The organism is Methylobacterium sp. 190mf (assembly GCF_900107945.1).
Classification (GTDB): domain Bacteria; phylum Pseudomonadota; class Alphaproteobacteria; order Rhizobiales; family Beijerinckiaceae; genus Methylobacterium.
The window spans coordinates 129566-152663 of record NZ_FNVI01000017.1 but is presented as its reverse complement, the minus strand read 5'-3'; the positions used below and the strand labels follow the sequence as shown (position 1 = coordinate 152663).

20 protein-coding genes are annotated in these 23098 nt (G+C 71.8%); 14 read left to right on the top strand and 6 right to left on the bottom strand.

All coding sequences use genetic code 11. The features are described from left to right. Positions 1-524 (top strand): methyl-accepting chemotaxis protein (locus C4T42_RS20430; RefSeq protein WP_244603243.1); only part of this gene is annotated, 524 nt, incomplete at its 5' end. 96 nt (positions 525-620) lie between these two features. On the opposite strand, the gene C4T42_RS20425 is transcribed toward C4T42_RS20430, so the two are convergent. Both C4T42_RS20425 and C4T42_RS20420 read right to left on the bottom strand, forming a co-directional pair. After that, entirely contained in the window at positions 621-893 is a 273-nt protein-coding gene (locus C4T42_RS20425; RefSeq protein ID WP_042672101.1) for a hypothetical protein, read from the bottom strand. Between the two features lie 85 nt (positions 894-978). Further along, the gene (locus C4T42_RS20420; protein WP_103985771.1) at positions 979-1896 is read right to left on the bottom strand and encodes an SGNH/GDSL hydrolase family protein; all 918 of its coding nucleotides are present in this window, start codon (positions 1894-1896) and stop codon (positions 979-981) included. 465 nt (positions 1897-2361) lie between these two features. Here C4T42_RS20420 and C4T42_RS20415 point away from each other — a divergent pair, with 465 nt between their 5' ends. The 4 genes from C4T42_RS20415 to C4T42_RS20400 all read left to right on the top strand — a co-directional run bounded on the left by C4T42_RS20415 (position 2362) and on the right by C4T42_RS20400 (position 9312). Next, positions 2362-3468, top strand: a complete 1107-nt coding sequence (locus C4T42_RS20415) for a hypothetical protein (RefSeq protein ID WP_244603242.1) — start codon at positions 2362-2364, stop codon at positions 3466-3468. 146 nt (positions 3469-3614) lie between these two features. Continuing rightward, positions 3615-5048, top strand: a complete 1434-nt coding sequence (locus tag C4T42_RS20410) for a hypothetical protein (RefSeq protein WP_244435312.1) — start codon at positions 3615-3617, stop codon at positions 5046-5048. Between the two features lie 276 nt (positions 5049-5324). Continuing rightward, positions 5325-6542 carry a flagellin gene (locus C4T42_RS20405; protein WP_103985770.1) on the top strand — a complete coding sequence of 406 codons (1218 nt, stop codon included), beginning with the start codon at positions 5325-5327 and terminating at the stop codon, positions 6540-6542. 328 nt (positions 6543-6870) lie between these two features. Then, on the top strand, positions 6871-9312 hold the full coding sequence (locus tag C4T42_RS20400; protein ID WP_042672954.1) for a PAS domain S-box protein: 2442 nt from the start codon (positions 6871-6873) through the stop codon (positions 9310-9312). A 335-nt stretch (positions 9313-9647) separates the two neighbouring features. On the opposite strand, the gene C4T42_RS20395 is transcribed toward C4T42_RS20400, so the two are convergent. The 4 genes from C4T42_RS20395 to C4T42_RS20380 form a co-directional block, all read right to left on the bottom strand. Then, complete coding sequence (locus C4T42_RS20395) at positions 9648-10094, bottom strand: lysozyme inhibitor LprI family protein (RefSeq protein ID WP_103985769.1); 447 nt, start codon at positions 10092-10094, stop codon at positions 9648-9650. A gap of 101 nt (positions 10095-10195) precedes the next feature. Continuing rightward, a complete protein-coding gene (locus tag C4T42_RS20390; RefSeq protein ID WP_103985768.1) occupies positions 10196-10516 on the bottom strand; it encodes a YbjQ family protein in 321 nt (106 codons plus the stop codon). 42 nt (positions 10517-10558) lie between these two features. Beyond that, complete coding sequence (locus C4T42_RS20385; protein WP_244603241.1) at positions 10559-10963, bottom strand: lysozyme inhibitor LprI family protein; 405 nt, start codon at positions 10961-10963, stop codon at positions 10559-10561. A gap of 50 nt (positions 10964-11013) precedes the next feature. Beyond that, positions 11014-12054: a hypothetical protein gene (locus C4T42_RS20380; RefSeq protein WP_348529873.1), complete on the bottom strand. Its 1041-nt coding sequence runs from the start codon at positions 12052-12054 to the stop codon at positions 11014-11016. Positions 12055-12833: 779 nt separating this feature from the next. Between C4T42_RS20380 and C4T42_RS20375 the strand changes: the two genes are divergently transcribed. The 9 genes from C4T42_RS20375 (at position 12834) to C4T42_RS20335 (ending at position 23060) form a co-directional block, all read left to right on the top strand. Next, positions 12834-13091: a hypothetical protein gene (locus C4T42_RS20375; protein WP_020094549.1), complete on the top strand. Its 258-nt coding sequence runs from the start codon at positions 12834-12836 to the stop codon at positions 13089-13091. Positions 13092-13370: 279 nt separating this feature from the next. Further along, positions 13371-15464, top strand: a complete 2094-nt coding sequence (locus C4T42_RS20370) for a caspase family protein (protein ID WP_103985766.1) — start codon at positions 13371-13373, stop codon at positions 15462-15464. After that, complete coding sequence (locus C4T42_RS20365) at positions 15461-16795, top strand: hypothetical protein (RefSeq protein WP_103985765.1); 1335 nt, start codon at positions 15461-15463, stop codon at positions 16793-16795. The genes C4T42_RS20370 and C4T42_RS20365 overlap by 4 nt, the downstream gene beginning before the upstream one ends. A gap of 161 nt (positions 16796-16956) precedes the next feature. Beyond that, positions 16957-18348 (top strand): hypothetical protein, encoded by a 1392-nt coding sequence (locus C4T42_RS20360; RefSeq protein ID WP_103985764.1) that lies wholly within the window; start codon positions 16957-16959, stop codon positions 18346-18348. Next, positions 18345-18857, top strand: a complete 513-nt coding sequence (locus C4T42_RS20355; protein ID WP_020094553.1) for a hypothetical protein — start codon at positions 18345-18347, stop codon at positions 18855-18857. The genes C4T42_RS20360 and C4T42_RS20355 overlap by 4 nt, the downstream gene beginning before the upstream one ends. 58 nt (positions 18858-18915) lie before the next feature. Then, positions 18916-20046, top strand: coding sequence for a hypothetical protein (locus C4T42_RS20350; protein ID WP_026605160.1), 1131 nt, complete (start codon positions 18916-18918; stop codon positions 20044-20046). An 80-nt stretch (positions 20047-20126) separates the two neighbouring features. After that, entirely contained in the window at positions 20127-21107 is a 981-nt protein-coding gene (locus C4T42_RS20345; protein ID WP_042670648.1) for a serine protease, read from the top strand. 106 nt (positions 21108-21213) lie between these two features. Further along, positions 21214-22029, top strand: coding sequence for an OmpA family protein (locus C4T42_RS20340; protein WP_020094555.1), 816 nt, complete (start codon positions 21214-21216; stop codon positions 22027-22029). A 62-nt stretch (positions 22030-22091) separates the two neighbouring features. Continuing rightward, entirely contained in the window at positions 22092-23060 is a 969-nt protein-coding gene (locus tag C4T42_RS20335) for a hypothetical protein (protein ID WP_020094556.1), read from the top strand. Positions 23061-23098: the final 38 nt, after the last annotated feature.

The window sequence follows — 23098 nt, the reverse complement described above, 5'->3', positions numbered from 1 at the left end:
CCCAGACGATCGGCGACATCATCGAGACGGTCAACGACATCTCGGAGCGCACGCACCTGCTGGCGCTGAACGCCGCCATCGAGGCGGCCGCGGCCGGCGAGAGCGGGCGCAGCTTCTCGGTGGTGGCCTCGGAGATGAAGCTCCTGGCCGACCAGGCCAAGGCGGCCACGGGGCAGGTGCGGGGGATCCTGGGCGAGATCCAGCGGGGCATCAACACGTCGGTGATGCTGACCGAGGAGGCGGTCAAGCGTGCGGCGGCGGGCAAGACGCGCTCGGACACGACGCAGCGCACGATCGAGGAGATCACCGCGCGGGTGGAGGAGAACGTGCAGACGTTCCAGCAGATCGTGGCCTCGACCAACCAGCAGCAGCTGGGCATCGAGCAGGTGATGGGGGCGCTGCAGAACATCCGCCAGGCCAGCCAGCAGACCGCGGCCGGCACCCGGCAGGTCGAGGCCGCCTCCGCAAACCTCACCGAGCTCGCCCAGGCCCTCATGGCCCTGGCCGAACGATACCGGCACTGATCCGCCGCTCCGACCGTCCTCCTACGGCTACGGCCCGATCGTTCGGACCGCGCTCTCCTCGTCCGGCTGGTTCGGATCGGCGGAGGCCGGAGACACTCAGCCGCGATGCGCAGGTCGGTGCGGCGCCTGTCGCCGGGACGCGGTCGCGGCGCGCGCGCGGGCCGCCCGGACGCGCACGATGTCGGCCATCCCGACCGGCCGCGGCGGTGCCTCGCCGGTGAACGGCATGCGGCTGTGAACGTCGCCGTAATAGTCCGACCCGCCCATCCCGAAGCCGCCGGCGACGACGGGTCCGTCGAGGAGCGGCTCTCCGGCCGACGCTCCGGTGGCGATGAGGACGAGGAGTGGGACGGCGAGGAGGAGGCGCATGATCACATGCGTACACCGTCCTGCGTCAGCTTCGCGGCGGCGGCGGTCACGATGGCGTGCGCGCTGCCGGCCCGCGGCGCTGCCCTCAGGTGTCCGGGTCGACGCCGCGATAGCGCGTCGGATGCGTGCGCGCCTTCTGCCAGCCGGTCCGCCCCTGCGCGAAGCCGACCTCCAGGAAGTGGACGAGCGGGTTGACCCCGGCCACGCGAACATCCGGGTTCGCGTCGAGATACCCGTCGGTGCTGAAATGCCCGCTCGGGTCACGGCCCTCGCGCCAGCCGAGATCGAGGTAGTGTCGCGCCGGACCGTGGGGATACTGGCACGTGTCGGCGTACCAGCTCCTGTAATAGGCCTCATCGAAGCCCGGGAGCGGGCTCTCCAGATAATGATCGAGACCGTACCGGTCGCGGATCTGGCCGGCGACGCGCGCGGCGACGGCCGCGTAATCCCGCAGATGCGTCCCTTCGACGAAGGCCTCGTCCTCGGCGAGACCGAAGCGCGCTCCGCGCAGCGCCGCGAACGGGTCGAAGAACGAGACCCCCCGGCGTGCGCAGACGGCGCGGAGGAGATCGGAATAGACCTCGACCGCGGCGGGATCGCGCTCGGTAACCCACGAGCCCGGCGTGGGCGGCAGCGCCGAGACCAGCGTGTCGAGGGCGAAGGCCTGGAAGCGGTCGACGATGCGATCCGCGTGGTCGGAGAAATCGGCCGTCGCCGATCGCCCGAGCGCCGACGGCGAGCGGATGTCGTTGGTCCCGACGAACAGGACCGCCAGGAAGGCCGGCAGGGGCGCACGCAGCAGGTCGAGGGCCCGGCGGTAGGAGCGGGCCGTCGCGCCCGCGAGCCCGGCATTCAGCACGGGACGGGAAACGACCGGCCGCGGCATGTGAGCCGCGTGCGAGTCGCCGGCGAGCACGACGCAGCCGCTCGGCGCAGCGTCGAAGACGGCCTGGATATGGCCGATCTTGTGACGGCGGAGGGCGCCGCTGCGGAGCGCCCTCACGGCCTCTGACAAACCCATACGAATCTTGAACACCGCCCCCGCGTCCCGCACCGTAGGAGGCTCAGTTTTCCCAAGTCCAGTCCCCCCCGAGCGCGAAACGGATTTTCGGCGCCGCCGGTGTTGCCGGGCGACAGTGCCGGGAATGCCGCCCGGATCATGAATGCTGGCCGGTGGCGGAACCAGATCCGCCGGTGCGCTGTTGTGGAGCCCTCCGCGATGGTGCAATGGAGCCGCCCCTGCGGGCGCCGTCGACCGCCACGAATCCCTCTCGTGCTCTCGTCCTCGATCGATCACATGGTCCGCGGCTACTTATCGTTCACGCCCTTCAAGTTGAGAGACCTTCATCCGGCACCGGTGGCGCGGCGACATGTCTTTTTCATTCACGGATTCGACGCCCGCAGCGGCATCCGCTTCCCCGCCTTCTTCAAGCGGGAGCTTCACCGTCACGCGACCCGGTTCGGGGCGATGCCGCGCGCGGTCTCGGAGATCCGGACCGATCCGGATGGTCTGACCCGGAGCTGGACGGTCGACGCACCCGCCGACGGCGACGGTGCGGCGGTCCGCTGCGAGACCCTGATCTGGAGCGATATCGTCCATGCGGATCTCGCGCGTCCCGTGTCGCGCAAGCTGGCTCTGCTGGCGCGGAGCGTCGCGGCGGGGCTCGCACAGGGATTGGTCTTCAAGACGTCCCGGTTCGGATGGCCCTACACGGTGCTGACCGCCTTCCCGTTCTTCGTCGCCTTCGTGGCCCCGGCGCTCCTGATCGCGCTCGGCACCGCGATCTACGCTGCCGTCAGCCCGTCGGCGCTGACGGAAACGGTCGGCGTGGCGCTGCTTCTCGCGGCCGCGGCGCTCGCGCTCCTGTACGGCGCCAAGAAGGCGCTCGGGCGCCTGTTCTTCTGGCACATCCTGAGCATCCGGATCTTCTTCTGGCAGCACGCGACCGGTCGGCGGCCGGATTACGCGGACCGGGTCGCGGCCTTCCGGGACCGTGTCCTGGCCGAACTGGCCCACTGGCGCGCGAACCCGGCGGACGCGCCCGACGAGGTCATGATCGTCGGCCATTCCCTCGGCGCAGCCATGGCGGTCGAGGTTGCCGCGCAGGTCCTCGCGCGCCTCGGGACCGACGATCGAGGGCATCCGCGCCTGTCGCTCGTCACGCTCGGCTCGGGGCTGCCCTTCGTGGCGCTCCAGCACGAGGCCCGCGCGCTGCGCGACGACATCGCGACCCTCGTCTTCAGCGACCGCATCGTCTGGTGCGACTACCAAGCCCCCCAGGATTGGCTCAACTGCTACGGCTTCAATCCGATCTTCGATCTCGGATTCGGACGACCCGCCTTCCTGGCCTGCAACCCGCTCATCCGTTCCGCCGGGGTCAAGGACAGGATACCCGAGGACGACTACAAGCGTCTGCGCCTCAAGCCTTTCCACATGCACTTCCAGTTCCTGAAAGCCAATTTCAGGCCGGGGGAGTACGATTTCTTCGAGATGATCCTCGGGCGGCAATCGCTGCTCGACCGCGCCCTGCGGCCGGTCTGCCGCCGCGCGGTCCCGCCCGCGCAGGGCGCGTGATCGCGTCCGCGGGAGACGCGTCGGGACACGATCGGAGCCGCCGGTCAGAGCCGCCGGATATCAGACGGCCACATTCCGGTCGTCAGCACGCCGCCGGAATGTCTCGGCATCTCGGAGTCAGGAGCGGACCGGTGGGAGCGATGGGAATGAGGATGCTGCCGGTTCTCGTTGCGCGGAAGGGCGCTCTCGTCGGGATGCTCCTGGCAGTGCTCGCCGTCCCGGTCGCGGGCGAGGCCGGCTGGAAGGGGCCGGAGGCGCAACCGCTGTTCGTCAACGAGGCCAATCCAGCCGGCTACAACTACGCGCCGAGCGTCATCACCGAGAACGGGACCACCGACATCTGGTGGTGCGGTCAGGGCAAGACGGACGTCATCTTCCATCGCTCCTACACGCCGCAGACCGGCTTCTCGCCGGCGCGGATCGTGTTCCAGCCGACGCCCAACTCCTGGAACCGGCAGTACGTCTGTGATCCCAGCGTGATCCGGGGCCGCTTCGTCAACCCGGCGGACGGGCAGACCTACGCCTACGCGATGTACTATTCGGGCGCCGACAACCTGCCCGGAAACAACAACCAGACCGGCCTCGCCTTCTCGAACGACAAGGTGACGTGGGTCGACTACCCGGAACCGGTCATCAAGCCGATCAACCCGGTCATCGCGCAGGGCAATTACGGCACGGGCCAGCCGGCGACCTTCTCGGACGGCCGGTCCGGCCTGTTCGTCTTCACCACGGATCTCACCGGGCCGCAGGGCGTGCCGGGCTTCGGGGACCTCTACGTCCGGCACACGGCCGACGGCGTGCATTTCGGGGCGCCGGCGCGAGTCCCCAACGCCACGACCGACGGCTCGACCATCAACCCGAACTCGGATTTCGCCTACGATCCCAAGACCGGCGAGGTCTACGTCATCACCGGGTTGCCGGGCCGCGTGTGCCAGCAGGTGGCCTGCAAGGATCCGGGGCGCAATCCCGACCGGGAAACCTACCAGATGGGGCTGTTCAGGATGCCCCTGAAGGCGGTGCTGAGCGGGGCGCCGGCGGCGTGGACACCCCTGGGCTACCTGAACTCCGACGTCACGGGCTTCTACCTGAACCACAGTCCCGGCTTCCAGCGCGACGGGGCGGGGTTCCTGACGCCGTTCCTGCCGGACATCACGGTCTTCTTCTCAGGGGGTGACCCCTATCCCGGCACGTGGCGGGTCGCCGAGGCGCGGCGGCCGAAGGGCGCCGACCGCCTTCCCCTGCGGCGCGCCTTCGGGCCCGGCGGCCACTGGGTGACGACCGGCTATATCGGGCCGGGCTACACGATCGAGCGCAGCCTCGGTACCGTGTTGACGCTCCCGGCGCCCGGGACCGCGATGCTGATGAGCTGCGCGGCAGGACAGGACCACTTCCTCAGCCGCGACCCGAGATGCGAGGGCCAGACACCGCTCGGGCAGACCGGCTACGTCTACGAGGCGCAGAGGCCGGGGAGCCATCCGATCTACCGTTGCATCGCCGGAGGCCGCGATCATTTCGTGTCGACCGTCCCGGACTGTGAGGGTCACATGTCCGAAGGGATGCTCGGCTACGCGCTGGACTGAGAATCCGTCCCGCGGCGCGAGGCGCCGGCCGGATCGCCTGATCCGCCCGCGCCGGACGGGATCGACTCCCGCCGCTTCAAGTCTCCGATGACCTCCTGGTCGGGACGCCCCTGATCGATGCCGTCCGGGACTGGCTTGCGCGCGCGGGCCGTAAATTTTCCGGTAACGCTACCGGCGCGGCGAAAATACTCGCGCGCTTAATCCGGACTTAACCCTAACCGGTATTCTTAGTCATCCCCGAGAATCGGGTTGCTCCGGTTGGAAAGATAGCGATCCATGTCCTCCATCACCCTGTCGGCCGCGACGCGCCAGAACCTGCTCTCGCTGCAGGACACCGCCCAGCTGATGGCGACCACCCAGAATCGGCTCGCGACCGGCAAGACCGTCAACTCCGCCCTCGACAACCCGACCAACTTCTTCACCTCCCAGGCCCTCGACGGACGCTCCTCGAGCCTGAACTCCCTCCTCGACGGCATCTCCAACGGCATCCAGTCGATCCAGGCCGCCAACCAGGGCATCACCTCGATCCAGAAGCTGGTGGGCCAGGCCAAGTCGATCGCCAGCCAGGCGCTCTCGACCCAGCTCTCCACCACCGGCACCGCCGCCAACGCCTACAGCGCCAGCACCGCCTCCTCGACCGTGCTCCTGACCATCAACGGCAGCTCGGTCTCGGCCACGGTCGCCGCCTCCTCGAGCGTCAACGCCACGGTCGCCGCCCTCAACGCCGCGGTCAGCTCGGCCTCGACCTCGTCGAGCGGCGCCTTCGGCGCCGGCGCGATCTTCTCGGTCGACAGCACCGGCACCAAGATCGTCCTGAACGCCCAGGCGGACGTGGAATTCCAGAACTCCGGCAGCCAGACGGCGCTCGGCTTCACCGCCTCGGCCACCACCGCCTCGACCTACGGCACCGCCGCCAGCACCGTGGTGTCCAGCGACCTGTCGATCTCGGGCGTGACGCAGCGCGCCTCGCTGGCCAATCAGTACAACAACCTGCTCAACCAGATCACGCAGCTCGCCAGCGACGCCAGCTACAACGGCGTCAACCTCATTGCCGGCAAGGGCAATGACATGAACATCAAGTTCAACGACACCGGCAGCTCGAACCTGAACGTCGCCTCGGTCGACGCGACCTCCAGCGGCCTGGGCCTGTCGTCGATCACCAACTCGAACAGCTCGACCAGCCAGAACGGCCTCGGCAACTTCCTGCTGAACGCCGACGTCAACAAGACCCTGGCGGTCCTGACCACGGCCGGCGCGGCCCTGAACTCCGCGGCGAGCACGCTGGGCTCGAACCTATCGGTGGTTCAGAACCGCCAGGACTTCTCCAAGCAGCTGATCAACGTGCTGCAGACGGGCTCGGCCAACCTGACCAACGCCGACCTGAACCAGGAGGCGGCGAACTCGCAGGCGCTGTCGACCCGCCAGTCGATGGGCATCTCGGCCCTGTCGCTGGCCAACTCAGCCCAGCAGGGCGTCCTCCAGCTCCTGCGGTAAGCGACACGCACCGCGTCGACCGAACGGCCGGAGTCGAACTCCGGCCGTTCGCGTTCGCGGGGTCCCGAGGTCGCATCCGGCCGGAACGCGAGAGACCGGTCCCGGCGGTACGACCGCCCGCAGCCCGCCGCTGTCCCCCGGATTCCAGTGGAGGCAGCGCCGGTCATCGCGGGTCAGGAACCGGCGGACCCGCCCCCTTTCGGCATCGCAGGATCCGAACGCCCGGTGTCCGACGCCGGCACTGTCGGGACCAGAGGTCACACCCCCTTCTCGCATCCGCGTGCCGGTTGCGGTTGGACGCGGCGGCGGCTCCGGATAAGACCGGGCCATGAGCATCGAAGATCTTCGGGGGGAGGTCGAGCGGCTGCGTCGGCGCGAGCGCGCGCTGGTTGATGAGAACGCGCGCCTGCGCGCGTCACAGGCCCCAGTCACCGCCCCGACAACCACTCTGGCCGGAGTCGGCACCGCCCGCTCCGATCTTCTGTTCACCGCCGCCGACAAGACCCGGATGGCGATGATCGTCACCGATCCGAACCTGCCCGACAACCCGATCGTCTTCGCCAACCGCGCCTTCCTGGAACTCTCCGGCTACTCGGCGGGAGAGCTGATCGGGCGCAATTGTCGCTTCCTCCAGGGGCCCGCGACGGATCCGGCCGATGTCGCCCGCATCCGCGATGCCATCGCCGCGCGGCGCGACGTGGTGGTCGAGCTGCTGAACTATCGGCGCGACGGCAGCACCTTCGTCAACGAACTCTACATCAGCCCCGTCTTCGGACCGCTCGGCGAGTTGCTGTTCTTCTTCGGCAGTCAGCTCGACCTCACCCGCTTCCGGCAGCGCGAGGCGCAGGCCGTCGAGCGGACCATCGCGCCGCGGCATGCCCGGGCGGACGACGCGGTGGGCTTCTGCATCGTCGAGCTGCGCTTCGACGGGGATGGCAGGGCCGCGGATTACCGCGTGGTGGAGACCAACGCCGCCTTCGAGGATCAGTCCGGCCTCGGCGCCGCGGCGGGACGCTGGATGAGCGCGCTCGAGCCGGACCACGCCCGACGCTGGTTCGACACCCTCGGTGAGGTAGCGCGATCCGGGCACAGCGCCCGGTTCAAGGGAGCCCTGTCGCGAACGGGGCCCATCCTCGACGTCCGCGCGATGCGGACCGGTAGCGGGACGCAGAACCGCGTCGCGATCCTTCTCGAGGATCCGGCGGCCCGGCAGGCGGACGAGGAGCGGCGGGAGGCCCGGACGCGCGACCGGAAGATCGAGCATGACCTGGTCTGGCGGACGAGCCGCGACCTTCTCGTGGTCTGCGCCCTCGACGGAACCTGCCAGGCGGTCAACCCGGCCTGGACGGAGCTGCTCGGGTGGCCGGCCGGCAGCTTGGTCGGCATCCGCATCGATACCCTGATCCATCCGGACGACGGCGAGACCGCGGCCAGCGCGTTCGAGACGCTGCGGACCGGCCACACGCTGTCGGACCTCGACGTCCGGTTCCGGACCGCCGACGGCGCGTATCGCTGGATCGCCTGGAACGCCATCGCGCGCGGGGACCGGTTCCACGCGACAGGGCGCGACGTCACGGAGCGCCGCGCCCTCGAGGAGCAGCTGCGTCAGTCGCAGAAGATGGAGGCCGTCGGGCAGCTCACCGGCGGCGTGGCGCACGACTTCAACAACCTGCTGACCGTCATCAAGTCGTCGACCGATCTGTTGAAGCGACCGGGCCTCAGCGAGGATCGGCGGGGCCGCTACGTCGACGCCATCGCCGACACGGTCGACCGCGCCGCCAGATTGACCAGCCAGTTGCTGGCCTTCGCGCGCCGGCAGGCACTCCGACCGTCGATCTTCGACGTGGTGCAGTCGGTGGCCGCCATCGCCGACATGGTCGGCACGCTGACCGGCGCGCGCATCCACGTCGCGACCGACACGGATGCCGGCACGGACGCGGACGGCCGCAGGCTGCGCTGCCACGTCGATGCCGACCCCAGCCAGTTCGACACGGCCCTCGTCAACCTCGTGGTGAACGCCCGCGATGCCATGCAGGGCGAGGGCCGCCTCGTGATCAAGGTGCGGCGCGCGGACCGGATCCCGGCGCTGCGGGCGCATCCGGCCGTGCCCGGCGATTTCGTGGCCGTGTCGGTCTCGGATACCGGCTCGGGCATCGAAGCGGACCTCCTCGAACGCATCTTCGAGCCGTTCTTCACGACGAAGGGCGTCGGCCACGGCACCGGCCTCGGCCTCAGCCAGGTGTTCGGCTTCGCCAAGCAGTCGGGCGGTGACGTCGCGGTCGACAGCGTCGTCGGCGTCGGGACCACCTTCACGCTGTTCCTGCCGCGGTCCCAGCAGGCGGAGGTCCAGGAGGGCGTGCCGGACGAGCCGGAGCCGCTCGCCGAGGGTCACGGCACGCCCGTCCTCGTGGTGGAGGACAACGAGGAGGTCGGCGCCTTCGCCCGGCAAGCCCTCGTGGAACTCGGCTACAGGGCTGTCTGGGTGAAGGACGCACAGGCGGCTATCGCCACGATCGAGGCGAACGGCCAGGAGATCGAGATCGTCTTCTCCGACGTGGTGATGCCGGGCATGAACGGTGTCGATCTGGCCCGGGAGATCAGGCGCCGTCGTCCCTACCTGCCCGTCGTCCTCACCTCCGGCTACAGCCACGTGCTGGCGTCGGAGGGCACCGCCGGCTTCGAGCTCCTGCACAAGCCCTACTCGGTGGCCGACCTCAGCCGGGCCCTGCGCAGGGCGCTCCGGGAACGGTCGGCGCTGACCTTCGGCTGACGAGGTCGCATCCGACCGGACCGACGCGCGTTACGTCCCCGACCGCCCGAAGATTCGGACAGGACACCGCACCATGTCGTCGGATACGCCGCGTCCCGGAGACGACCCGCTGCCTCCCATCGACGATCCGCTGCCGGAGCCCGCACCGCCCGACGGGGACCCGCCGGCCGAGCCGCCGGCGCCGCGTCCTCCCGGTCCCATCGAAGCGGGGTGAGATCGGGCGCCGGACGGCCGTCCGCAGGCGCACGAGGACTGCATCGGGGCCGGAGGAGCTTCCGGCGGAACCGAAGTATTCACCGGCCCGCGACGGACCCCTGGCGATGCCGCGCCGCTTCTCAATGCAGCGGGTAGCGGCTCAGCAGGTCGGCCGTCCTCTGGACGGTCTTGTCGTAGAGGCAGGCGGGCAGCGCCGCGTTCGCGCCGCTCCCGTTGGCCCACTCGCTGTCGGTCAGGTCGCCGCAATCCGCGTCCCGGAAGGCAATCCAGGCCCGCTGCGCCCGCTCGAGCCGCGTCTTCCAGAGCGCCCTGGCGTCGGGGTCCGGCGTGCGGTCGTCGTGATCGATCACCGACATCGCCTTCCTGTAGGCCGCGTTGAGCTTCGCGTCCGCCTCCTGCAGGGCGCGGGTCATGCACGCTGTCGTGCCCGGCGTGGAGGTCTCGGTCAGACACAGTTTCGCGGACGGCTGGTCGGCTCCGGCGGTCGACGGCACGGCGAGGCAGGCGAGCAGCCCGGCAAGGACGGGGGCCGAGGCCTGCAGCAGGCGTGGGCGCTTGTCATTCATGGTCCTGGGATCCGGTTCGCGCGGCGCATCGACCCGGCTGAGGGGTCCTGCGCGCGGCGGGTGACGGCGGGTCGGAGCGGAACGCGGCCCGGGCCGCGACTTCAGCGTGCCTCGACGATCACGGCGGTGCCGTAGGCGACGACGCCCATCATCGACTGATCGGTGTCCGCCGTATCGAAGCGCATCATGACGACGGCGTTGGCGCCGAGTTGCGCCGCGTTCTGCGCCATGCGGTCGATCGCCTGCGACCGCGCCTGCTCGATCAGCTGGCTGTACTCGCTGATCTCGCCGCCCATGATGCTGCGCAGTCCGGCGGTGAAATTGCCCACCGCACCGCGGCTGTGCACCACGGCGCCGAAGCAGGGGCCGCGGACCTCGCGCACGTGATAGTTCGGAATGTTCTCGGTGGTGACGATGATCATGGCAGCTCGCTCAGGCGGGTGGTTGGGAAAGACGGGAGGCAGTCAGGGCGAGCACGACAGGTCGCCGCCCGGGCACTTGATCTGGGCTGCCAGGTCCTGGATCCGCTGGCGCGTCAGCGTGATCTTGCATGCCCCCAGGAGCATCGGGGCGATGCTTCCGTTGTCGTCGGGCGTCAGCGTGTTGAAGCCGGTCCGCAGGTTGCACTCGGAATCGCGGAAGGCGATCCAGGCGCGCTCGGCGGCGACCAGATTGCGTCGGCCGTTCTCGTCGAGCTTGCTGCGCAGGGTCGCGTAGCGGCGGTTCAGCTCTGCATCGGCCCGGTCGAATTCCTGGGCCGTGCAGATGTTGGCATCCATCTGGTTCGTGGACGCGCCGCAATCGACCTCCGCCGCGTATCCGGCCGTCGGGACGAAGAGCACGGCAGCGAGAAAGGCGTTGCGCAGCATGGCGGACTCGGTGCGGGAAAGGGCGGGCGACACGGCGGCCGATGGGCAGATCACGGGTCGTCGGACGCCGACTGTGCGTCGCGGGCCCGGAAGCCGTAATAGCCGCGGTCGGCGTCGTAGAGGACGTCGAAGCCGTTCAGGACGTGCAGCCCCGTGTTGACGAAGGGCTGCGGGCGCACCGTGTTGAGGACGATGCGTTCGGGAGCGAGCGGCGCGGCTCGGTCGCCGACATCGATCGCGTAGCCGGCCGCGTCGCCGAACTGGAAGCCGAGGCGCGTTCCCGGGCGGAGCACGGCGTGATCGCCCGCATCGGCCCGGAGGCTGTCGGCGACCTGGGACGGCGGCAGCGTCAGGAACATGCCGGTGACACCGGTATCGAGGAGCCCCCGGCCGCAGGCGGCGGGCTCACGGCCGTCGACGGTGATGCAGACGGGAACGCCGAGCCAGTCGCCCGGCACGTGCGGGTGCGGGTCGAGCTTCACGAAGCGGTAGCGGCCGCGCGTGTTGGCGCGCGTCAAGCCGACATGCACGCCGCGTCGGGTCAGCACGTAGCCGCGGTGCACCGAACCGGGTCCCGGCGGCTCCGCGTTGAGGAGCGGATTGGTGTCCGGCGTGCTCTGCGTCTGGCTGTCGTCCTCACGGCCGAAACCGATCCCCATCATCGCCACGTGGGCCGGCGCCACCTCGGGCGTGCAGCTGCGAGCGCGCGCGGTGCAGTCGATCCGGTCGACGGCGAGGACCCGGATGGGCTGCGTGACCACGCTCGCTCCATCGCGGCCGACGATGGAAACCGGGACGCGCACCCAGCGTCCGACCATGATCCGGCCGGAACTCGAGTAGGTCAGCCGTCCGGGCTCGCTCGGCAGGCTCTCATTGTCGGGAATCCGAGCGGCTGAGACCACGATGCCGGTCGAACCGGTATCAACGAGCACCGGACGAGCCTCGCCGCCGAACGACAGGCCGAGGCGCGGGGACTTCGTGATGGCGTCGCCGGGTCGCGGCGCGTTGAGGAAGGGCAGGAAGATGCCGCGTCGGTCATCGCCGTAGCTCGGCCCATCGTCGGCCCGCACCGACATCGCCGGGCCGAGCAAGGCCGCGCTCGCGATCCCGACGCCGAGGAGAGCCGAGACCGATCGGGTGTGAGGGTCCCCAGGACGGACGGTCAGGCAAGCTGAGCGCGGAGGATGCTGAAACACCTGGCACATGTCGGCCCCGGGAGATGTCGTTTCCGAGTCGACACCGCGCGCGATCCGCATCGGCGTCGAGAACAGCTCTTCAGTCCGCGCACGGTTGCGCAGGCGTGGTGGACCGGATCCGGGCGGTCGGCGGCGAGAGCCTGTCCACCCTCAGGCGGTCGGGAGCACGATCCGGTCCGCCATGCGCGCAGCCGGAGCCACCACGAGAGATTTCATGAATACCTCTCAAATGAAGAGAAGCCCTTAACAGTATTCGCCTTCCATCGCATAGGCTCGCAACGATCAGCGGACGCTGTATTGACCCCTCTCCGATCCCGGGTCAACGAGTCGTGAGAAATAGTGTTACCGGTTCAGTAAGCCAGGATGGCTTGCGGCGGATGATGAGCATTCGACGCCGTCGCGTCGCGTGTTCTGGACCGAACGCAGTGCCCGCGTCGCTCTCGATCGGAGCGCGCCGATGGTCCTGTGGGTCAAGGCTGATCGGGGTGACCCTGCCGTCGATGGCGACGGGCACCGCCGCCGTCGGGCGGTTACCGGACGACCGACGCCATCTCGGCCGCGCCTGTCGGAAAAAATTTTTCGCGTCAAACCGCGCCGGCCGCACGAAACCGCGTCTGGCCGACCCATGCCCCTGTCGAGGCGGACGATCCACCGCCCGACCAGGGAGACCCGAGATGACCAAGACCAAGATCCTCGTCCTCGCCGCCAGCCTTCTCTGCGCCGCGGGTCCCGCCCTCGCCCAGGAAGCCGCGCCGCAGCACGGGAACCAGGAGTTCCTCGGCGTCGATCTCGACAACGGCGGCGTCTACTACAACGGCCGCAACTCCGGCCGTTACTGCGTCTACCGCACGGTCGAGGTCTACAATCGCTACACCGGCTACTTCGAGGCGCGGCGCGCCCGCCGCTGCGGCCGCGGTCTCTACCTGCCGTGAGGAGCGAGACCATGCTGACCGCCCTCTCGCCGCTCCACCTCGCCGCCCTCAGCCTGATCGTCGCGTATCTCGGCTGGGGCTGAGATGCCCGCTCCCCGCGCCGGCACCTGTGCCCCCGATGTCATCCGCATCGTCGCGGAGGCCGCCTCGACCGGCCGCGCTCACACCGTGAGATTGTTTCCCGATCCTCCAGCGGATAACCCTGTCGCGCGTGCCGACCGGGCGCGCCCCGCTCCGAGGACGATGAAACCGGGCCGCGACCCGGACAGGAGGACGCGCTTGCCGAGAGCCAACCCGGTATCCGCGCTGCGGCGGTTCGCCCGCACCGCGCTCATCCTGCTCGGGATGACCTGCCTCGCCCCGCTCGCGCCGGCCAGGGCTGCCCCGGATCCGGCAGCCTTCGCCGACAATGCCGATGCCGTGGCGGTGGTGATCGGGAACCGCAGCTACAAGCAGACCGTGCCTGTCGACTACGCGCACAATGATGCCGAGGCGATCCGCGCCTACCTGATCGAGCGCCTGGGCTACCGCGAGAGCAACGTCTTCCTCCTGAAGGACGCGACCCTCAACGAGTTCAACCAGGTCTTCGGCACCGAGCGGAATCCGCAATCCGGCCGCCTCTGGCGCAGCGTGCGCGAGGGCCGCTCGAACGTCTTCGTGTACTATTCCGGCCACGGCGTCCCGGATCTCGCCACCAAGCAGCCGTTCCTGCTGCCCGAGGACGGCAACCCGAACCAGGGCGAGAGCGGGTACGCGCTGGAGACCCTGTACCGCAACCTCGAGCTCGTGAAGCGCAAGATCGGCGCCGACCACCAGCTCGTCGTGATGGTCGATGCCTGCTTCACCGGCGAGACCGGCCGCAAGGGCGAGAGCCTGCTGGCGGTGTCCGCGCCCGGCTTCGCGCCCGCCCGGCCGAAGACGGAGGGCGGCATCGTCCGGCTGGTGGCGACATCGGGCGCGACACCGGCCAACTGGGACGAGGCGAACAAGCTCGGCCTGCTGACCAGCCGGTTCCTGATGGGCGTGTCGGGCCTCGCCGACGCGCGCGAACATCAGGGCGACGGCGACGGGCTCGTGCAGTGGACGGAGCTGAAGCGCTACCTCCGCCGCGAGGTGGAGGACGCGGCCCGCCGCGCGTCGGGCCGCGAGCAGGTACCCGAGATCGACGAGGCCCCGATCGTCCTCAAGGCCTCCCTGCCGGTGGCGGCCGTCGCGAAGGGGGTCGAGGCCATCCGGGACGAGGCGGCCTGGCGGCGGGCCGAAGCGCTCGGCACCCGGGAGGGCTTCGAGGCCTATATCGGCGCCTGCGGCGAGACCTGCCTGTACCGGCCTCAGGCCATGGACAGGCTCCTGGCCGGGCGGCGCCGGGACGCGGCGGCGATCGACCAGGAGAACTGGGCCAAGTTCGGGACCCAGCGGCAATATCAGGCCTATCTCGATTCCTGCGGCGAGGTCTGCGCCTATCGCAGCCTCGCCGAGGGCTATCTCGGCGGCAAGAACCCGAGCGCCGATCCGCGCGTCAAGCGCTGCGACGAGCTCGCCGCCGGCACGGACGATCCCGACCGTCCGAGCGGGGTCGCGGGCGTGAAGCTCGGCCGGATCGAGCCCGCGGCCGCCATCGAAGCCTGCCGTGGGGCCGCGGCCGCCTATCCGGACCTGCGCCGGCTCTCCTACCAGCTCGGCCGCGCCTACGACCGGGCCGACCGCTACAAGGAGGCCTTCGCCGCCTACGACCGCGCCGCCAAGGCCGGGAGCATCTCGGCGCTGAACAACCTCGCCGCCCTCTACGAGAACGGCCAGGGCGTGAAGCGCCAGCAGGCCGAGGCGTTCCGCCTCTACCGGCAGGCGGGTGAAGGCGGGAACGTGGTGGCGCTGGCCAACGCCGCCCGGATGCTGGAGTACGGCAACGGCATCCCGAAGGACGAGGCGCAGGCGGTCGCCCTGTATCGCCGCGCCGTGGCCGGGGGCGACGTCGCGTCGATCAGCAAGCTCGTGCCGCACTACGCGACGGGCGCCTACGGCCTCCCGAAGGACCTGCGCCAGGGCTTCGACCTCTTCCGGCAAGCGGCGGACCGGGGCGACCCGGTGGCCATGGCCACGATGGCGACGCTGATCGACAACGGCTTCGGGCGGTATTTCCCCGGCGTGCGCTCGGCCGACATGGTCCTGCGCGCGCTGAAGCACGGGGAACTCGGCGCCGCCTCCGTCTCGGCGACCGACACCGCCGCCCAGAAGCTCAAGCCCGAGACGATCCGCTCGGTGCAGCGCGCGATCAAGGACGCGGATTACTACACCGGTGCCTTGGACGGGCGGTTCAATCCGGTCTTCGTCCGCGCTCTCGATCAGTACGCCCGGGCGAACGAGACCGAATGAGGCGCCTCCTCCTCGCCGCGCTGCTGCTCGCCCCGGCGGCGGCGCGCGCCGACCCTGCGACGCAGACGCTGGCACCGTTCCTCGACGCGGTGGCGGCCTGTGCCGGCCGGCCGGACCTGACGCTCGCGGTCGTCGGCGTCGAGCCCGGCCAGACGGCCCTGTCGCGCGAGCAGTCCGAGGAGGTGCGCCTCGCCGTCGAGACGCGGCTCCAGGCGACCGGCCGGGTCAGGCTGGCGGCGGCGGCCGACGTCGTGCGGATCAAGGCCCTGCGCGAGGGCACGACGGGCCTCTCGGGCGCGGAGGCCGAGGCGCAGATCCGGTCCGCCTTCGCGGGGGACGCGGCCGTGTTCCTGGTCGAGCCCCGCCGGGCCGGCGAGACCGCCTCCGTCCGGCTCCAGGCCGTGACGCAGAGCGCCGCCTGCAAGGCGACGAGCGACCCTCTGGTCGTGCCGATCCATGTCGGCGCCGGCGTCGCCGACGTCGACGCGGTCATGGACGGTGCGGTGAAGGCGTTCGCGCAGGCCGCACCGAATGCCGGCGCCGTCGAGGTCTGCCCGTTCGTGGCGGAGGGCGGCCATTCCACCTGCGCCGGCGCCCTCACGGACCGCCTCGTCATCGCCCTCGACGCGGAGGCCCGCTCGGCCAACCGGGTGCTCCGCGGCGCGCGCCTCGACGTGCGCCGCCGGCCGCCCGGCACCGCCTGCGCCGGCACCGTCACCGCGCGCGGCCGCTTCCGCACGGACCACGACCGGCAATCCTGGATGGAGGTCGAGTTCCAGCGCGACGGCGCCGTCCTGGCCCCGACGGGGCGACGCCGGATCGCGACGGAGGGGCTCGGCTGCGATCCCGTCCCGCGGCCGTTCCTGGATCACCTCGCCGCCACCGCGCGCACGGATGCCGGCCGCCTCTCGGTGGCGGCCGCCGCCACGCCGTTCGCGGCCGGTCAGCGCCTGGAGATGCGCATCGAGTCCCGCGTCGCGCAGAACCTGTACTGCTGGGTGGTCGCGGCCGACGAGACCGCCTTCGTCGCCCTGCCGGTGCGCGACAACCCGGCCTCGCAGCTGGCACTCAAGCCGGGAGACTCGCGGCGCTATCCGCGGGGCTACGGCCTCGACGAGATCGTCGCGGGGGAGCCCTTCGAGAACCTGTTCGCCTGCTTCGGCGTGCCGGGCGGCCTGCCGCCGGGGCTCGCGGCGCGGTGGCTGGCGGCGGCGCCGGGCGCCGACGGCGAGGCGCGTCTCCTGCAGCCCCCGGACGTGCTGGACCTCCTCGACCGAATCCGGGCCACGCCCGGGGTCACGGAGGCCGCCGCGCGCGTCGTGGTGCGCTGAGCCGGAGCGCGACGGGATCAGAAGCGCGTCTGGACCGCCCAGAGCAGACGGGTGGCGCCCGGATGGCCGCCGGAGGTCGACGGATGGCCGGTCGCGAGGTAACCATAAGGCGAATCGAACGATCACAAGGGGTTGCGTGGCAGCCCGCGACCGGGAGGCGCATGACGGGCGGATACGATGAGCGCTGCGCGGCCGACCTCGCCAACGTCGGCGACGGCCGCGATCTCTCCCGCGCCGACCGTGCCTGGCTCGCCCGCGTGGTCACGGGTGCCGTGCGCCCGAACCGCGACAAGCCCCTGTGGGACCTCGCCCACGCCCTCGCCGCGCTGGCCGAGGCGGCCGGGGCCCGCGACGGGCGCGATCTCATCACCCTCGCCCTGGACCCGGGCCTCGCGCGACCGGCCGCCCTCTCGGCGCGCTTCGGCGGCGGCCCGGCCGTCGACGACCGCGGCCCCGTGCTCGGCACCGCCTGGTCCACCGGCTGGGCCGGGCTCGCCCGGCTGCTCGCGCTGGCCGAGTTCGTGCTCACCGCGGAGGACCTGGCCCAGTTCGCGACCGTCGCGGGCTGGCTCGACGAACTCGCCGCCGCGCCCGACGCGGAAAGCGCGGCGATCCTGGCCAAGCGGCTGGCCCGGCATCTCGCCGCCTACCGGAACGCCCATCTGCCGCTGGCGCCGCTGGAGCGGCGCTTCCGGGCGCTCCTGACCTTCCTGGGCGGCCGCCGGTCGGTCGCGGACGACGACATCCTCGATTTCTGGCGCGCCGAGATGGCGACGGGCGAGCGACCGGGCTTCCGCATCGTCGCGGAGCATTTCGTGACCTTCGAGGCGGCCGGCCGCCTCCTCGAAGGCCTCGACGCCCTCGCGGCCCCCGTCGCCCTCGACGCCCACGCGGGCTGGGAGGAGCGGCTGGACGCGGCCCTGGGCGATCTCGCGGCCGCCGAACCCGCCGCGGCGCTGGCGACCGTCCTGGCGGACTGGCCGGAGGGCCCGAAGATCCTCACCGGCGCCGAGCGCGAGGACCTGGCCGACTTCCTGCGCCTCGAGCCCTACCACCGGACCCGCCCGCTGACGACGCTCCGCGCCGTGAGCTTCGGCCGGGTCCAGTCGGGCATCGCCAACCGCCTGCGCCGCGGCGGCGGCGGCGCCGCCATCGCCGAGCGGGCGACCTGCCTGGAGGCCGAGAGCTACGCCGAACTCCGGACGCGCGCGGGACTGCTCGCGGCCCATCTCGACCGGATGCTGCGCATCGCGGCGGCCCTCCGGATCGCCGATCGCGACGCGCTGCCCGAGGCGGTGCGGGCGGCGCTGGAGGCCGCCGAGGCCGACCTGCGCCGCGTCCGCCGCGCCGGATTCGACGATCGGGAGGGGCTCACGGCCGGGTTCGCGGCCGCCGAACCGGCGCTGCTGCGCCTCGCCGAGGCGGCGGCCGACCTGGAGCGGTCGCTCGACGGACTCGCCCGGCACCGGCCACTGGACGCGCTGTTCCCGGCGGATCGGGACGTCTTCGCGGTCGCGTTCGCGGCGGCCTATGCCGGGGAGGCCGCGGCGTGAGCGACGCGGCACGGCTCCTCGCCGAGATCCACGCGGCCCGCGCCCTCGTGCGCGATGCGGCGACGACCGCCCGGCCGGACCACGCGGGGCTCTGGGCCCACGCGACCCGTGCGCCCGACGGCCCGGTCGACCTCGCGACGGTGCGGGCGATCCGCGGCGACCCCGCGACGGCCCGGCGCTACCGGACGATGCTCGGCGCCCTGGCGCTCGCCCACGCGCCGCTCGCCGCGGCCGCCTCGGACGGCGCGATTCTCCGGCGCCGGGTCGGCGCCTTCGCGCTGGAGATCCTCGAGGCCGCGGACGGCGCGCCTCCGCTCCTCGTCCTGCGCGGCGAGTCGGGGCAGATGCCGCGGGTGATCGAGGCGTGGCTCGGCGACGAGACGGTCCGGCTCGACCTCGGTCCGGCGATCGAAGGCGCGGCGGTGCTCGCCCTCGACCCGGCCGTGCCGGACGCGGCCCTCATGGGCCGGATGCTCCGCGACCCGGCCTGCGCGGTGTTCCTGCTTTGACGAGCCGTCGGACGAGCTGGCAGGCCGGTCTCGGCCCGTCCGGGAGACCGGCCCGCGCATGACGCGTCCGGCCATCCTCGTCGTGGTGCCCACGACCCGCGGACCGCTGGTGCTGCGCGGGCTCAGGCCGCGCCCCGGCCTTCCGGCCCCGGCCGCCTTCGCGGACGGCGATTATCGCCCGCTGCCGTGGTCGGCCGATTACGCCCGGCTCTGCGGGGCCGCCGGCCCGCTCGCCCGGTGGACGGGCCGGACGCCGGAGCCCCACGAGCTGCGGCTGTCGGGCTCCTTCGATGCCGGACGCTCCTGGGAGGTTCCGGTCTGCCTGGCGCACGGCCTCGCCGAGGGCGGCCACCCGCTCGCCGCGGCACCGGAGGAGGCCGACCTCATCCTCTGGGCGACCGGCGCGGTCGATCTCGACCTCGCGGTGCTGCCCGGCGACTACGCGCTGCTCGACAAGATCGAGCGCTCGGCCGCGACGATCGCCGAGGCTCCGGACGCCGCGCTGGCGGTCCTCCTGCCGGACGGGCCGGAGCGCGCGCAAGCCGAGGCCGCCTTCCGCGGCATGGGCCGGAACGTACGGATCCTGCCGTCGCACAGCGTGCCCGCAGCCTTGGCCGCATTGACCGCGCCGCGACCTCCGGAGAGGGCCGAGACGCCGCCGGCGCGGCGATGGTGGCGTCTCGCATTGCCGGCCGGCGCCGTCGCGGCGGCCGGCCTCGCCGGTGTGCTCGCTCTCGGGGCCACGCGGCCCGATCCCGTCAGTGAGCCGCGCCCCGACGCGCCGCCCGGTCCCGCCAGCCCTCCCCCCAGCGTCGAAGTCCGGATCGCGTCGCCGATCCACGTCTCCGAGCTGCGCGCCCCGGCGGGCTCCTCCTGCCGCCGCGTCGCCTTCGGAGCCGACCCGCCCGAGCGGCGCCCGGTACCGGCGGAGTCGGGCGATCACCTGGCCGCGAGCCGCCTCACGCCGGACTTGTGCGGGCTCGCCATCGGAGCGGAGCCGGGCCTGCGCGTGCAGGTCGGGCCGGAACTGCGCGACGCCGCCCTCCCGGCCGTCCGGCTGGCGGACGGCGCGCTCGGCTATTTCCTGCGCGAGGGCGCGCGGCAGAACCTCGTCTACACGGTCCAGGCCGTTCCGGAGGCCGGAACCGGCGCGGTTGCCGGCCGCCTGGTCCACACCCTGGCGCGCTGATGAGAATCCGGCGTGTTGCGAATGCTGTCGACCGACCCCGCGAGCGCGGGCCGGATTCGCGGACCGAGAGGAGGGAGAGGATGATCGCGATGCGCCGGAGAGGCCCACTCCTTCTGGGAACGGCCTGCGCGCTGATCGTGCTCGGCCGCGGCGACGCCGCGCGGGCGCAGAGCGTCGGCTTCGATCCCGCCGATTACGGCCGGGCGCAGCTGCCCCTGCGCCAGACGACCGGCGACGCGGCCGCCTATGTCGACCAGAACAAGGGCGCCTTCGAGCCCGTGAGCGAGCTCGACCCGAAGGACGGCCTCGCGGCCCTCGCCCGACCGATCGGCCGCGTCGACATCGTGCTCCAGAACGGCCGCACCGGGCAGCAGGTCGGTGCCTCCTGCACGGGGACGCTCCTGACCGGCGACTACGTGCTGACCAACCACCATTGCCTGCCGCAATCGGGCGACCTGCGCCCGGTCAAGGCGTCGATCCTGATGGATTACCTGACCCTCGACGGGAAAGGCTCCCGCCGGTTCGAGATCGACCCGAAGCCCGTCGAGTTCGACGCCCGCCTCGACTTCGCCCTCGCCCGCGTGGCGGGCAATCCGACCGCGACCTACGGCGCCGCGCGGCTCTCGGGCGAGCCGGTGACGGCCAACCGATCGATGCTGGTCATCCACCATCCCCTCGGACGTCCGAAGGTGATGAGCCGCTTCCGCTGCTTCGCCATGAAGGACCAGGCCGAAGGCCCTGACCTGCGCCACCGCTGCGACACGCTCGGCGGCTCGTCCGGGTCGCTCATGTTCGACGCCTCCGTGGCCGGCATCGCGCTCCACAAGGAGGGCGGCCTCGATCCGAAGGATCCGACGAGCTTCAACAGCGCGACCCGCCTCTCGGCGATCCTGGGCCGGAGCCCGACCCTGGCGCGGATCGCGGCGGCCCAGGGGCGCCCGGTCGCCGCCGCGGATCCGGGGACCGGGCCGGTCGGGCCCGGCCCGGCACCCCAACCCAGGCCGGCGACCGACGGACCCCTCGACCCGGCCGGGATGAACGCCATCCTGCGGGGACGCTGAGCGCCGTCGCGAAGATCGCGAGGCCGGGCGACGAAAATCGCTCTGGGCCGCCCATGGTGGGGTGAGAGGGGCCGAAGCAAGGCCCGGGACACTGGAAGGGGAAGCGATGCGGACCCACGATCTGCCGCGCGCCGCGCGGGCGCGCCTCGGCCGCTCCGGACTGTTGCTCGCCGTCGGCCTCGCCCTCGCGCTGGCCGCGCCCGCGCGGGCGAACCCGCTCACCGAGGTGCCGGGTGCCCGGGCAGCGCAGCCGGACGAAGCGCCTCCGCCGCGGGACCCGGCCGCGGAGCGGGCGGAGGCCGAGGAGGCGCGGGCCGCGAACCCAGGGGCGACCGCGATCATCCGGTCGCTCGCGCCGTTCGCCGACGGCAATCCGGGAGCGCCCGCGCGGCCGCTGGCGGTCAGCCCCGACGACGGCGGCCCGGCGGTCCGCGTCGTTCCCGCCCGGTCGATCGATCTCACCGTGTTCTTCGCCTACGACAGCGCGCGCCTGACCCCCGAAGCGCGCATCCAGCTCGAACCGCTCGGCGAGGCCCTGCGCGCCGAGCCGCTCGCGGGCCACGGATTCCTGATCGCCGGCCACACCGACGCCGCCGGCGGCCGCGCCTACAACCGCCGCCTCTCCCTGGCCCGGGCCCGGGCCGTGAAGGCGCATCTCGTCGAGACCTACGGCATCGCGCCGGAGCGCCTGCGCGTCCACGGCTGGGGACCCGCGCGGCCGAAGGATCCCGACGCACCCCTGTCACGGGTGAACCGCAGGGTGGAGGTCAGCCTGATCGCGCCGGCCCGCAGCGGTGCCCTGCGCTTCGTCCTGCCGGTCGCGGATCGCACTTGCACCGACTTGGCCGACCCGCGCCTGCGGACGGATCTCGACCTCGACGATTTCCGCGCGGCGCCGACCCCGCGTCCCTGCACCGAATGACGCCAACTCGCCTCACCGACGGTCCGAAGACGGAGAGACCCGCGATGTCCTGGAGGATCCCGATGCCCCACGTCCGTACCACCGCGTTCCGCACCACCGCGTTCCGCGCCGCCTGCCTCGCCGTCCTGGCCCTCGGTTCCGCCTACGCGGCACCGGCCCGGGCGCAGACCAAGCCCAACGTCGTCGTGATGGGCGAGGACGCCGACGAGGACGCGGTGCCCCGCGGCAACCGCATCTTCCAGCGGGTGATCCACGAGCTGTCCGAGACCATGAATCTGCGCGGCTACAACGTCTACGACGAGACCGCCGTCGCGATGGGGTTCACCCAGGCCAACCGGGTGCGCCGGCGGGATGCCGAGCTGATCGAGGTCGCCCGCGCGGTCCAGAATCCGCCCCTCGACGTGGTGGCGGTGTTCCAGATCTACGCGTCGGCGTCGAAATCCGCCTACTCGGATATCGTCCGGCCGGAGATCCGTATCCCCGGCCGCCTCCTCAACGTCCGCACCGGGCAGTCGCTCGGGTCGTTCGAGGTGGCCGGGCTCCAGTTGCCGCCCCTGCCCCAGGGGTGCGACCGCGAGTGCCTGCTCGAGCGGGTCGGCGCCGAGGCGAAGACGGTGGCCGCAGACCTCGCGGCCGCGCTCACCGCGAAGCTCGACGGCGTCATCGCGCCCCGCCGCGGTGCCGATGCCGGCGCCGCGCCCCCCGACGCCGCTCCGGTCGGCGGCGCCGTGGCGGCGGCGCCCGGCGGCGAGGGCTGCGGGGGTTTGCCCAGCGCCTACGTCGTCCGTCTGAGCGGCTTCTCGGCCCAGGAGGTCCAGGCGGCCGAGGAGTACATGGCGGCCTTCCGCTGCTACGAGCACCACCGTCCGGTGCGCGCGAGCGGGGCCAGCACCGAGTACTGGTACGAGACCCGCTCGGATTCCGCCCGGCTCGGCCGGAACCTCCGCCTGATGCTGGAGCACATGAGCGCGCCGGGTCAGGTCCAGTTCTCAGGCAACACCTTCGTCATCAGCCGCGTGGCGACGCGGTAGCCGAACCTTCGCCTTCCCCGCCTCGTCGTCCCACCGTT

Coding starts and splice junctions, on each gene's coding strand:
- C4T42_RS20425 (WP_042672101.1), bottom strand. CDS start 893: ATGCGCCTCCTCCTCGCCGTCCCACTCCTCGTCCTCATCGCCACCGGA.
- C4T42_RS20415 (WP_244603242.1), top strand. CDS start 2,362: ATGCCGCGCGCGGTCTCGGAGATCCGGACCGATCCGGATGGTCTGACC.
- C4T42_RS20410 (WP_244435312.1), top strand. CDS start 3,615: ATGAGGATGCTGCCGGTTCTCGTTGCGCGGAAGGGCGCTCTCGTCGGG.
- C4T42_RS20405 (WP_103985770.1), top strand. CDS start 5,325: ATGTCCTCCATCACCCTGTCGGCCGCGACGCGCCAGAACCTGCTCTCG.
- C4T42_RS20400 (WP_042672954.1), top strand. CDS start 6,871: ATGAGCATCGAAGATCTTCGGGGGGAGGTCGAGCGGCTGCGTCGGCGC.
- C4T42_RS20395 (WP_103985769.1), bottom strand. CDS start 10,094: ATGAATGACAAGCGCCCACGCCTGCTGCAGGCCTCGGCCCCCGTCCTT.
- C4T42_RS20390 (WP_103985768.1), bottom strand. CDS start 10,516: ATGATCATCGTCACCACCGAGAACATTCCGAACTATCACGTGCGCGAG.
- C4T42_RS20385 (WP_244603241.1), bottom strand. CDS start 10,963: ATGCTGCGCAACGCCTTTCTCGCTGCCGTGCTCTTCGTCCCGACGGCC.
- C4T42_RS20375 (WP_020094549.1), top strand. CDS start 12,834: ATGACCAAGACCAAGATCCTCGTCCTCGCCGCCAGCCTTCTCTGCGCC.
- C4T42_RS20365 (WP_103985765.1), top strand. CDS start 15,461: ATGAGGCGCCTCCTCCTCGCCGCGCTGCTGCTCGCCCCGGCGGCGGCG.
- C4T42_RS20360 (WP_103985764.1), top strand. CDS start 16,957: ATGACGGGCGGATACGATGAGCGCTGCGCGGCCGACCTCGCCAACGTC.
- C4T42_RS20350 (WP_026605160.1), top strand. CDS start 18,916: ATGACGCGTCCGGCCATCCTCGTCGTGGTGCCCACGACCCGCGGACCG.
- C4T42_RS20345 (WP_042670648.1), top strand. CDS start 20,127: ATGATCGCGATGCGCCGGAGAGGCCCACTCCTTCTGGGAACGGCCTGC.
- C4T42_RS20340 (WP_020094555.1), top strand. CDS start 21,214: ATGCGGACCCACGATCTGCCGCGCGCCGCGCGGGCGCGCCTCGGCCGC.
- C4T42_RS20335 (WP_020094556.1), top strand. CDS start 22,092: ATGCCCCACGTCCGTACCACCGCGTTCCGCACCACCGCGTTCCGCGCC.